10 protein-coding genes and 1 pseudogene are annotated in these 12,120 nt (G+C 61.1%); 6 read left to right on the top strand and 5 right to left on the bottom strand.

Going from position 1 to position 12,120, the window contains the following annotated elements:
* The first annotated feature begins 98 nt into the window (after positions 1–98).
* Positions 99–752: a spermidine synthase gene (locus tag ACB030_RS15705; protein WP_371161048.1), complete on the top strand. Its 654-nt coding sequence runs from the start codon at positions 99–101 to the stop codon at positions 750–752.
* Positions 753–849: 97 nt separating this feature from the next.
* Here the strand turns inward: ACB030_RS15705 and dtd are convergent, their stop codons facing one another.
* The 4 genes and pseudogenes from dtd to typA form a co-directional block, all read right to left on the bottom strand.
* Positions 850–1,287, bottom strand: a complete 438-nt coding sequence (gene dtd / locus ACB030_RS15700) for a D-aminoacyl-tRNA deacylase (RefSeq protein WP_371161046.1) — start codon at positions 1,285–1,287, stop codon at positions 850–852.
* Between the two features lie 128 nt (positions 1,288–1,415).
* A pseudogene (locus ACB030_RS15695) lies at positions 1,416–1,502 on the bottom strand (ribonuclease BN); the annotation flags it as partial.
* A gap of 60 nt (positions 1,503–1,562) precedes the next feature.
* A complete protein-coding gene (locus ACB030_RS15690) occupies positions 1,563–2,435 on the bottom strand; it encodes a virulence factor BrkB family protein (RefSeq protein WP_025325356.1) in 873 nt (290 codons plus the stop codon).
* Positions 2,436–2,612: 177 nt separating this feature from the next.
* A complete protein-coding gene (gene typA / locus ACB030_RS15685) occupies positions 2,613–4,424 on the bottom strand; it encodes a translational GTPase TypA (protein ID WP_041206669.1) in 1,812 nt (603 codons plus the stop codon).
* A gap of 350 nt (positions 4,425–4,774) precedes the next feature.
* Here typA and glnA point away from each other — a divergent pair, with 350 nt between their 5' ends.
* From glnA to add, 5 genes are all read left to right on the top strand, one after another.
* Positions 4,775–6,184, top strand: coding sequence for a glutamate--ammonia ligase (gene glnA, locus ACB030_RS15680; RefSeq protein WP_205642717.1), 1,410 nt, complete (start codon positions 4,775–4,777; stop codon positions 6,182–6,184).
* Positions 6,185–6,383: 199 nt separating this feature from the next.
* The gene (locus ACB030_RS15675; RefSeq protein WP_371161042.1) at positions 6,384–6,959 is read left to right on the top strand and encodes a DUF4124 domain-containing protein; all 576 of its coding nucleotides are present in this window, start codon (positions 6,384–6,386) and stop codon (positions 6,957–6,959) included.
* Positions 6,960–7,045: 86 nt separating this feature from the next.
* Positions 7,046–8,101, top strand: coding sequence for a nitrogen regulation protein NR(II) (gene glnL, locus ACB030_RS15670; protein WP_139437660.1), 1,056 nt, complete (start codon positions 7,046–7,048; stop codon positions 8,099–8,101).
* Between the two features lie 9 nt (positions 8,102–8,110).
* Positions 8,111–9,529 carry a nitrogen regulation protein NR(I) gene (gene glnG / locus ACB030_RS15665; protein ID WP_106885257.1) on the top strand — a complete coding sequence of 473 codons (1,419 nt, stop codon included), beginning with the start codon at positions 8,111–8,113 and terminating at the stop codon, positions 9,527–9,529.
* Positions 9,530–9,671: 142 nt separating this feature from the next.
* The gene (gene add / locus ACB030_RS15660; protein WP_106885258.1) at positions 9,672–10,673 is read left to right on the top strand and encodes an adenosine deaminase; all 1,002 of its coding nucleotides are present in this window, start codon (positions 9,672–9,674) and stop codon (positions 10,671–10,673) included.
* Between the two features lie 67 nt (positions 10,674–10,740).
* Here add and hemN read toward each other — a convergent pair whose 3' ends face one another.
* Complete coding sequence (gene hemN / locus ACB030_RS15655; RefSeq protein WP_371161039.1) at positions 10,741–12,114, bottom strand: oxygen-independent coproporphyrinogen III oxidase; 1,374 nt, start codon at positions 12,112–12,114, stop codon at positions 10,741–10,743.
* Positions 12,115–12,120: the final 6 nt, after the last annotated feature.

Here is a 12,120-nt window from a genome sequence, read left to right as displayed (position 1 = left end):
TAAGAGCCCCGCTCGGCTGCCGTTTGAGGAGTGACCACCCGGTACATAGCGACATCCTTGAGTTACACTGGTCGAAAGCCATCTTGCCGTGCAAATTCATGGACTTCAATCTGCAAGCGTACCAAGCCGATCACTTATTGCACCTCAGCGCCAAACCCGAACGCCGCCTCTCCATCCTGGAAAATGCCCGCCACCGCTGGCTGGAAATGGACGGCGTGGTGCAATCCGCCATGAGCCTGAGCAAGCCGGAACACCTCTGCCTGCCCCATCAACAGAGCATCGCCGAGCGGCTGCCCGCAGAGGCGAGCCGGATCCTGGAGCTGGGGTTGGGAGGGGGGGATCTCACCCGCCATCTGGGGGCCCGCTGGCCCGAGGCCCGCCACGACTGCGTGGATCTGGACGCCGAGATCCTCACCCTGTTCCAGCAGTTCTTCCAGGACGCCTCACAGCGATCCCCTAGGCTGCATCATGCGGACGCCCTGCACTTCCTGCTCCAGAGCCAGGACGCCTACGATCTGGTGCTGCTGGACTTGTTCAGCCAGGACGGCAATCCCCTGCTGCTGTTCCAGGCGCCCATCTATCAGGCGCTGGCCAGATGCCTGCACGGCACCCTCATCGTCAACCTGCTGCCACGGACCCACCTCGAACTGGCGCAGGCCAAACGGCTGGCCGAGGAGTGGATAGGCCCCACCAGCGCCCACGGGGTGCCGGGTTATCGCAACGTCATACTGCACGCCACCAATCTCGCCTAGGCCTGTTGCGGGCCCTCACTCTTGCTGGCGGATCGCCGCGAGAGCCCTCGGCAGGGTGAAAAGCCAGGCATCCACGGCCTGGCGCCAGCAATGATACCTACACCTGCAGCCAGAAGGTCACGGGGCCGTCGTTGAGCAGCCTGACCTTCATGTCGGCGGCAAAACGTCCCGTCTCGGTCGGCATGCCGCCCTCCTTGGCCCGGGCAACGAAGTAGTCATAGAGCCGCTCGGCATCGCTCGGGTGGGCGCCGCCGGAGAAGCTGGGTCGCATCCCCTTGCCGGTATCCGCCGCCAGGGTGAACTGGGAGACCACCAGCAGACTGCCCCCGATCTGGCCCACGTTGAGGTTCATCTTGCCCTCTGCATCGGAGAAGATGCGATAGCCGCTCACCTTGTGCAGCAGCTTGTCGGCCTTGGCCTCATCGTCCCCCTGCTCTACCCCGAGCAGCACCAGCAACCCTTGCTCTATGGCCCCGGTCACCTCTCCCTCGACGGTCACGCTGGCCTCTGACACCCGCTGAATCAATGCAATCACATCCCTCTCCTCTCAAAACAAAACGACCGCCGCCGTCGTCATGACGGGGCGGTCGTTGATGCTACCAATAAATGCCCTGCCCGGGCCAACGCCTTTCCCGCCGGGATCGGGGCTATGGCAGGCTGGCCTCAGGCCAGCTCCTCGTTGCCCGGTTTCTCGTATTCCCCCAGGCAGGCGGTGGTCTCCGCGCCGAGCAAGACCACCAACCAACTCAGAGTGTTTACAAAGGCCCAGACGAACAGAATGGATATCGGTGCCAACAATGAGCAGCTGACTCAGGCCAGCTCCTCGTTGCCGGGCTTCTCATACTCTCCGAGGCAGGCGGTGGTCTCCGCACCGAGCAAGACTACCAACCAACTTAGATACACCCAGACGAACAGAATGGGGATGGTCGCCAGGGCGCCGTAGATGGCCTGATAGGAGGGGAAGTTGGTGATGTAGATGGAGAAGCCGCGCTTGGCCAGCTCGAACAGGGTGGCCGCCACCAGGGCGCCGATCAAGGCGTGGGTCAGCCGCACCTTGCAGTTGGGCACCACAGTATATATAAGCAGGAAGCCGAACACAGAGAACAGGAACGGCAGGCTGCGCAGCACCAGATATCCTGCGCCAAACAGGCTGTCAGCGGCAAACAGCTTCAGCGACAGTATGTAGGAGGAAATGGCGAGGCTGGCCCCGATGAGCACGGGGCCCAGGGTCAGTATCATCCAGTACATGGCGAAGGCCTGGGCCAGCGGTCGATTCTGGGTCGAACGCCAGATGTAGTTGAGGTTCTTGTCGATGGCCGAGATCAACATCAGTGCCACCACTATCAGGGCGCCTATGCCGACCGCAGTGGTGTTGGTGGCATTGGCCACGAAGCCATCTATGTACTCCTTGAGCATCTCGCCGGCGGTGGGCACGAAGTTGTGATAGACGAACTGCTCCATCTGCTGTTTCAGGGTCTGGAACACCGGGAAGGCCGACATCATGCCGAACACCACGGCAACCATGGGCACCAGGGAGAGCAGGGTCACATAGGCCAGGTAACCGGCGGTGACCGTCAGCCTGTCCTGCTGGAAACGGCCCCAGACAAACTGGGCGAAATGGGCGCCATCGTGGCGCAAGAAGGAGACTGCGTGGGCCAGGCGGCCCCGGATTTGCTGCTGCATCTTGATTCTCGTAAGCGTCATCATGCAGATATTGTGTCAGATAGGGTGCCCATCTGACCACCCATGAGCCGATTCGCGGCCATCACCATCGACCAACCCGGAGCAAGAGGCCGCCGCGCGACCATAAAAAAAGAGGCCATAAGGCCTCTCTTTGGTCTGTCGATGAACAGCTATCGATCAAGCACGACCGGCGCGCTTGCGATCCATCTCGGTCAGCAGTTTCTTGCGGATACGGATGGCCTTCGGCGTGATCTCCACCAGCTCATCGTTGTCGATGAACTCGAGAGCCTGCTCCAGGGTCATGCGGATCGGCGGAGTCAGCACCTGGGCTTCGTCGGTACCGGAAGCACGCATGTTGGTCAGCTGTTTGCCCTTCAGGCAGTTGACGGTCAGGTCGTTGGAACGGGAGTGGATCCCGATCACCTGGCCTTCGTACACTTCGGTCGCGTGACCGATGAACAGACGACCGCGGTCTTGCAGACCGAACAGGGCGAAGGTCAGGGCCTTGCCGGTGGCGTTGGAGATCAGCACGCCGTTCTGACGCTCACCGATGCTGCCACCCTTGTGCGGACCGTAATGGTCGAAGGTGTGGTACAGCAGGCCGGTACCTGAGGTCATGGTCAGGAACTCGGTCTGGAAACCGATCAGGCCACGGCTCGGGATCATGAAGTCGAGACGGACACGGCCCTTGCCATCCGGGGTCATGTTGGTCATCTCGCCCTTACGCAGGCCGAGTTGCTCCATGACGGAACCCTGGTGGATCTCTTCCACGTCCACGGTCACGGTTTCGAACGGTTCGTGCAGCACGCCGTCAACGGTGCGCAGGATAACTTCCGGACGGGATACCGCCAGCTCGTAGCCTTCGCGACGCATGTTTTCGATCAGGATGGACAGGTGCAGTTCACCACGGCCGGAGACGCGGAACTTGTCCGGATCTTCGGTCTCTTCCACACGCAGGGCCACGTTGTGGACCAGCTCCTGGTTCAGACGCTCCAGAATGTTGCGGGAGGTCACGAACTTGCCTTCTTTGCCGGCGAACGGTGAGGTGTTGACCTGGAAGGTCATGTTCACGGTCGGCTCGTCGACGGAGAGCGGTGGCAGGGCTTCGACGGCATTGTTGTCACAGATGGTGTCGGAGATCTTCAGCTCGCCCAGACCGGTGATGGCGATGATGTCGCCCGCTTGCGCGTCGGCCACTTCGGTACGGGACAGACCCAGGTAACCCAGCACCTGACCGACCTTGCCGGTACGGTTCTTGCCATTGGCACCAACGATGGTGACCTGCTGGTTGGTCTTGACGCGACCACGGGTGATGCGGCCGATACCGATAACACCGACGTAGGAGTTGTAGTCCAGCTGGGAGATCTGCATCTGGAAGCCACCGGCGGGGTCACCCTTCGGCTGCTCGACGTTGTCAACGATGGCCTGGAACAGGGGTTCCATGTTGTCGGACTCGACGCTCTGGTCCAGGGTGGCCCAACCGTTCAGTGCAGAGGCGTAAACAACCTTGAAGTCCAGCTGTTCATCGGTGGCACCCAGGTTGTCGAACAGGTCGAATACCTGATCCATTACCCAGTCAGGACGAGCACCCGGACGGTCGATCTTGTTGATGACCACGATCGGCTTCAGACCCTGGGCGAAGGCTTTCTGGGTCACGAAACGGGTTTGCGGCATAGGGCCGTCAACGGCGTCGACCAGCAGCAGCACGGAGTCAACCATGGACATTACGCGCTCAACTTCACCACCGAAGTCGGCGTGACCCGGGGTATCGACGATGTTGATGCGGTAGTCATTCCAGCGGATCGCAGTGTTCTTGGCGAGAATGGTAATACCACGTTCCTTTTCCAGATCGTTGGAATCCATCAGACGCTCTTGACCATCAGTGGTACGGTCCAGGGTTCCAGACTGCTGCAGCAGCTTATCAACCAGGGTAGTTTTGCCGTGGTCTACGTGCGCAATAATCGCAATATTGCGTAAATTCTCTAACATTCTCGCCTCAAATCACCGGGTAAAATTGGGCGCTAATTGTACTCTCGCCTTTGTGATCTGCCTAGCAGAATTGCAGACCATTCGTGTACGACAGGGGATCTGGATCATGGACCCCGCGCCAAAAGCCTGCTTAGATGGTCTTGACACGTAGGCGCACCATACTGGTGCACCAAAACGATCCAAGGTTGCACCACTTTGAGGCGCAGCCAAGCATGAAAGCGGGAGTCCCGACAGCCTGAAAGGGTGCAAATGCACTGAAATCAAGCTGTCACAAACTTGGCACGATACTGGCTTATGTGAATGTGATGACGCATTCACCCAAAGAGTTTTAACACCGGAGGTTACTTAGCATGTCAGCCCAGAACGTTTTGGCCCTGATCCAGGAACACGAAGTCAAGTTTGTTGATCTGCGTTTTACCGACACCAAGGGTAAAGAGCAGCACGTATCCATTCCTTCCCACCAGGTCGACGAAGACTTCTTCGAAGACGGCAAGATGTTCGATGGCTCCTCCATCGGCGGCTGGAAGGGCATCAACGAGTCTGACATGGTGCTGATGCCGGATCCGGCCTCCGCCAAACTGGACCCGTTCACCGAAGAGACCACGCTGAACATCGTCTGTGACGTGCTTGAACCCGCCACCATGCAAGGCTATGACCGCGATCCGCGCTCCATCGCCAAGCGTGCCGAAGATTTCCTGAAAGCCAGCGGCATCGCTGACACCGTGCTGTTCGGGCCGGAGCCGGAATTCTTCATGTTCGACAACATCACCTTCTCCAACACCATGGGCCACAGCTTCGTGAAGATCGAATCCGAAGAAGCTGCCTGGAACTCGGGTACCGAGTACGAGCACGGCAACAAGGGTCACCGTCCCTTCGTCAAGGGTGGTTACTTCCCGGTTGCGCCGGTTGACTCCTCCCAGGACATCCGTGCCGCCATGTGTCTGGTGCTGGAAGAGATGGGCCAGGTCGTTGAAGCTCACCACCACGAAGTGGCCACTGCCGGTCAGAACGAGATCGCAACCCGCTTCAATACTCTCACGCTGAAAGCTGATGAAGTGCAGGTGCTGAAGTACGTGATCCACAACGTGGCCCACGCCTACAACAAGACAGTCACCTTCATGCCGAAACCCATGTTCGGTGACAACGGCTCCGGCATGCACTGCCACCAGTCCCTGGCCAAGAACGGTGTCAACCTGTTCGCCGGCGACCTGTACGGCGGTCTGTCCGAGATGGCGCTGCACTACATCGGCGGCATCATCAAGCACGCCAAGGCCATCAACGCCTTCGCCAACCCGACCACCAACTCCTACAAGCGTCTGGTGCCGGGCTATGAAGCCCCTGTCATGCTGGCCTACTCCGCCCGCAACCGCTCTGCCTCCATCCGTATCCCGGTTGTGCCGAGCCCGAAAGCCCGCCGCATCGAAGTGCGCTTCCCGGATCCGGCTGCCAACCCCTACCTGGCCTTCGCTGCCCAGCTGATGGCCGGTCTGGACGGCATCATCAACAAGATCCATCCGGGCGATGCCATGGACAAGAACTTGTATGACCTGCCGCCGGAAGAAGCCGCAGAAGTGCCGACCGTTGCTGGTTCCCTGGACGAGGCCCTGTCCGCACTGGATAGCGATCGCGAGTTCCTGACCCGTGGCGGCGTGTTCAGCGACGACTTCATCAACTCCTACCTGGAGCTGAAGCAGCATGACGTGGATCGTGTCCGCATGACCCCGCACCCCCTGGAGTTCGAGCTGTACTACTCCGTCTAATCCGGTGCCCATTGCTTCATCATGACAAACCCGCCATCTGGCGGGTTTTTTATCTAAGGGGCTGAAATATCATGACTCATGGCCTCACACTGCATGGGGCATACAGCTCGTCGAGCCCGTTCTTCACCGCGAATCCGACAATAAGCCCGACATTTTTTTCTCTGATAGGATTAAGGTGAACCCCGTCAAGGAGAGATGGATGAAAACAATGCACCCGACATGGACGCTGGGCCTCTTGCTGATGATCTCCTGCACCGCCCAGGGGGCCAGAGTCTATTCCTGGATAGATCCCCAAGGGGTGACCCATTACACAGACGCCCCTCCCCCCGGCAAGAACGCCAGGGAAGTAGACCTGCGGGTCTCCCCCCTCATCGGCACCTCGCCCCACTCGGTCCAGGTCGACGACTTCAACAGCCTGACCGGCGTCGATGCCAAAAAGGCCCAGGAAGCAGCCCCCCTGGAGATAGAGCTGCTCTCCCCCGAGCCGGGCAGCACACTGCGCGACAACACGGGCAACATCGTCTTCCAGGCCCAGGTCCATCCCCAGCCGCCGGTGCAATATGACGTGCGCCTGCTGCTGAACGACAAGGCCATTCCCCTCGTTCACAACAGCCTGGCCATCCGGGTGGAGAACCTCCCTCGCGGCGCCTACGAGGCGCGGCTCGAGCTGCTCGCCAAAGACGGTACGATCCTTGCTAAATCCAAAGCAGCCACCTTTTACCTGCATAGAACGACTGTGAATCAGGCTCCCAAAGCCACCCCCAAGGCCAATTAGGGGTGATGTGACGCACCGATGCGGGTAAACTCAATGCACCATATCGGTGCATAACAGGTGTAAAGCACCGTTTTAGGGAGAAACCTGTGCCAACCCGCTTGGATCACGCCAAGACACTCTTGGACAACCTGCTGACCGCCGTCATCCTGATGGATGAGCGGCTCTGCATTCAATTCGTCAACCCGGCGGCCGAACAGCTGCTTTCCCTCAGCGAACGGCGACTGATCGGGATCGAACTGCCCCATCTGCTGGAGCACATTTCCCTCGACCTGCAACGATTCAAGCAGTGCCTCATTTCAGGGCAGGGCTTCACCGACAGCGAAGTCACCCTGGTGGTGGAGGGAGAGCCCAGGCTGGTGGAGATCAGCGTGAGCCCCATGGCCGACCACGAGCAGCGGCTGATGGTGGTGGAGCTGCGCAAGATCGATCAGCAGAAGAAGATCAGCCAGGAGCTGCAGCAACATGCCCAGCAGCAGGCCGCCAAGGAGCTGGTGCGCGGGCTGGCCCACGAGATAAAGAACCCCCTCGGGGGCCTGCGCGGCGCCGCCCAGTTGTTGCAAAAGGAGCTGCCGGACCCGGCCCTGCGTGAATATACCGGCATCATCATAGAGCAGGCCGACCGCCTGAGGGTACTGGTCGATCGTCTGCTCGGCCCCCAGCGACCGGGACGCCATCAGATGCACAATGTGCATTCGGTGCTGGAGCAGGTGCGCCGTCTGGTGGATCTGGAGCTGCCGCCCCAGATCCGCATCGAGCGGGATTACGACCCCAGCATTCCCGAGTTCGAGATGGAGCCGGACCAGCTGCAGCAGGCGTTTCTCAACATAGTCCGCAATGCCGCCGAAGCCCTCGGCGATCAGACCGGGCTCATCCGCATCAAGACCCGCACCGCCTTCCAGATCACCATCCACGGCCAACGCTACCGCCTGGCCGCCGAGATCAAGATCGTCGACAACGGTCCCGGCATTCCCGATGCCATTCGCGACACCCTCTTCTACCCCATGATCACCGGCAAGGAGGGGGGCACAGGCCTTGGCCTCTCCATCGCCCAGAACCTGATCGATCAGCACAAGGGACGCATAGATTGCATCAGCTGGCCCGGCCACACCGAATTCACCATCTACCTACCACTTCGCAAGTAAGGGAACCTCATGACAGCAAAAGTGTGGATCGTCGATGACGACAGCTCCATCCGGTGGGTCCTGGAGCGCACCCTTGGTAGCGAAGGCTTCGAATGCGAGAGCTTTGCCGATGGCGAAGCCCTGCTGAGTTCGCTGGAGATGCGCTCACCGGACGTGATCCTCTCCGATATCCGCATGCCGGGCATCGACGGCCTCAGCCTGCTGGAGCAGATCCACCGCCGCCAGGCCGATCTGCCCATCATCATCATGACGGCGCACTCGGATCTCGACAGCGCGGTCAACGCCTACCAGCGCGGCGCCTTCGAATACCTGCCCAAGCCGTTCGACATCGACGAGGCGGTCACCCTGGTGCGCCGCGCCGAGAATCATCTGAAAGAGCAGCGCACCAAGCGCAAGGCGCGCCAGCAGGAGGCCACCACCACCCCGGAGATCATCGGTGAGGCTCCCGCCATGCAGGAGGTATTTCGCGCCATAGGCCGGCTGTCGCGCTCCAGCATCTCGGTGCTCATCAACGGCCAGAGCGGCACCGGCAAGGAGCTGGTCGCCCATGCCCTGCACAAGCACAGCCCGCGCGCCCACAAGAATTTCATCGCCCTCAACATGGCGGCCATCCCCAAGGATCTCATCGAATCCGAACTGTTCGGCCATGAGAAGGGGGCCTTCACCGGCGCCAACAATATACGTCACGGCCGCTTCGAACAGGCCGACGGCGGTACCCTGTTTCTCGACGAAATAGGCGACATGCCCCTGGACGTCCAGACCCGGCTGCTGCGGGTGCTGGCGGACGGCCAGTTCTACCGGGTCGGCGGCCATCAGCCGGTGCAGGTGGATGTGCGGATCATCGCCGCCACCCACCAGAATCTGGAGAAACGAGTCGCCGACGGCGAATTTCGGGAGGATCTGTTCCACCGCCTCAACGTCATCCGCATCCATATCCCCGCCCTCAAGGAGCGCCGGGAGGACATACCCCAGCTGGCACAGCACTTCCTGCTCAGAGCCGCCAAGGAGCTGAACGTGGAGGCCAAGAGCCTGCACCCGGATACCCAGACCTACATCAGCCGCCTGCCCTGGCCAGGCAACGTGCGCCAGCTGGAGAACGTCTGCCGCTGGCTGACCGTGATGGCCTCCGGTCAGGAGGTGCTGGTCGGCGATCTGCCCACCGAGCTGCTGACCCCCATCACCAGCACGGCGGAGCCCGGCCAGCCCGCGCTGACCGGTGGCTGGCAGCAACAACTGCAGGACTGGGTGGCCGCCAAGCTGGCGCTGGGGGAGACCGACATCCTGGCCGATGCCATGCCCCAGTTCGAGCGGATCATGCTGGAGACGGCACTGGAGCACACCCATGGCCACAAGCAGGAGGCCGCCCGCCTGCTCGGCTGGGGCCGCAATACCCTGACCCGCAAGCTCAAGGAACTCGACATTCCCTGAGTCTTCGGGAAAAACGATTCCCATCACGCCTTGAGGGAAAGCCTGACCAATCAGACCCCGTTTGCCTGCAAACGGGGTATCTTTTTCAAGATCCCCGCCTAGAATGACAGGCTTTCCAACCCGACTCGCAGAAGGCGCCATCATGATTGACAGATCCCTCCCCCTGACCGACCTGCACCGCCATCTGGATGGCAACATCCGTCCGCAGACCATTCTCGAGCTGGGTCGCCTGCACAACATCCAGCTGCCAGCCGATGAGCTGGAAGCCCTGCGCCCTCACGTTCAGATCGTCGAGAACGAGCCGAGTCTGGTGGCCTTCCTGAAGAAACTGGACTGGGGCGTGGCCGTGCTGGCCGATTACGACGCCTGCCGCCGGGTCGCCTACGAAAACGTGGAAGATCTGCTGCGCGCCGGCATCGACTATGCCGAGCTGCGCTTCAGCCCCGCCTACATGGCGATGGCCCACAAGCTGCATCCGCAGGGCGTGGTGGAAGCCATCATCGACGGCGTGGCCGCCGGCAGCCGCGACTTTGGCATCAAGACCAACCTCATCGGTATCATGAGCCGCACCTTCGGCACCGAGCAGTGCAACAAGGAGCTGGCCGCCTGTCTGGCCCACCGTGACAAGCTGGTCGCCATCGATCTGGCCGGTGACGAGCTGGGCTTCCCGGGGGAACTCTTCACCGAACATTTTCGCAAGGTGCGGGATGCGGGCATGCGCGTCACCGTGCACGCCGGTGAAGCGGCGGGCCCCGAGAGCATGTGGCAGGCCATTCGCGATCTGGGCGCCGAGCGCATCGGCCACGGTGTCAAGGCCGTCCAGGATCCGGCCCTGATGGCCTATCTGGCGGAGCACCGCATCGGCATCGAGTCCTGCCTCACCTCCAACATCCAGACCACCACTGTCGCCAGCCTGACCGAGCACCCGATCCGCCAGTTCCTGGCCGCCGGCGTGCTGGCCTGCCTCAACACCGACGACCCCGCAGTGGAAGGCATTGACCTGCCCCATGAATACGAGGTGGCCGCCCCGGCCGCCGGCATGACGGCGAGCGAGATCCGCACCGCCCAGCAGAACGGCCTGACCCTGGCCTTCCTGAGCGATGGCGAGAAAGCCGAACTGAACGCCCGCGCAGCCCAACGCTGAGTGCAGGCAAACCTAATAAAAAAAACCGCCGAGGCGGTTTTTTTTATGTTCAACGCTGGGCGACGGCTCAGATCACCCGGGAGAACTGCTGCTGGCGCGCCTTGCTGCGCAGGTAGACATCGAAGCACATGCAGATGTTGCGAATGAGCAGCTGACCGGTGGAGACCACCTCAAGTCCGTCGTCTGTCATGCGCACCAGACCATCGTCGATGAAGGTCTGCAGCAGCTTGAGATCCTCGGCGAAGTACTCCCGGAAGACCAGGCCATGGGCCTGCTCGACGGCGGCGAAGTTCAGGGAGAAGTCGCAGATGAGGCGCTTGATCACCTCGCGGCGGATCAGGTCGTCCCGGTTGAGGGAACACCCCTTCCACTGGGCGTGGCCGAGCGTCTCCACCTGGGCGTAATAGGTTTTGAGATCCTTCTGATTCTGGGAATAGGCATCTCCCATCATGCTGATGGAAGAGACCCCCAGCCCCAGCAGATCGCAATCCCCCTGGGTGGTGTAGCCCTGGAAGTTGCGGTGCAGCTTGCCCTCGCGCTGGGCCACCGCCAGCTCGTCATCGGGCTTGGCGAAGTGATCCATGCCGATGAACTGATAACCCTGACCGGTGAGGAAGGCGATGGTGTCCTGCAGCATGGCCAGCTTCTCCCGGGGGGCCGGCATGTCCTCCTCCTTCAGCTTGTGCTGGGCGGCGAAGCGGCTCGGCAGATGGGCATAGTTGAAGATGGAGAGGCGGGCCGGATCCGTCTTGAGCACTTCCTCCAGGGTGTGGTGGAAGCTCTCCCGGTTCTGGTGCGGCAGGCCGTAGATGAGGTCGAGATTGGTGGAGCTGAATCCCAATGCCCGGGCGCGCTCCAGCATGGCGCGGATGAAGTCGTTGTCCTGCTCCCGGTTGACCGCGACCTGCACCGCCTTGTTGAAATCCTGCACGCCGAGGCTGATGCGGTTGAAACCCAGCTCCCGCAGCACGTCCAGCATGGAGAGTTCGATCTCGCGCGGGTCCACCTCTATGCTGATCTCCCCCTCCTCGGCGAAGTGGAAGTGCTCCCGCAAGATGGCCATCAGGCGACGGGTCTGCCCCTCGTTCAGATAGGTGGGGGTGCCGCCACCCCAGTGCAGCTGGGTCACCAGCCGGTTCTTGAACAGGGGGGCTTGCGCCTTGATCTCCTGCTCGAGGTAATCGAGGTATTGATCGGCCTTGTGCTGGTGACGGGTGATCACCTTGTTGCAGCCGCAGTAGTAGCAGAGCTTGTGGCAGAAGGGGATATGCACGTAGAGCGACAGATTGCGCGCCGGATACTGGCCCGCGGCCTGGACGAAGTCCGGATAACCGAAGCCCTCGTTGAACTCCAGCGCGGTGGGATAGGAGGTGTAACGCGGGCCGCTGTAGTTATATTTCTCGATCAGGGCCTGATCCCACACAATCTGTTCTGCTTGCACGCTTGC

Source organism: Aeromonas sp. S16(2024) (assembly GCF_041403065.1).
Lineage (GTDB): Bacteria > Pseudomonadota > Gammaproteobacteria > Enterobacterales > Aeromonadaceae > Aeromonas.
This window is presented reverse-complemented; position numbering and strand designations above follow the sequence as displayed.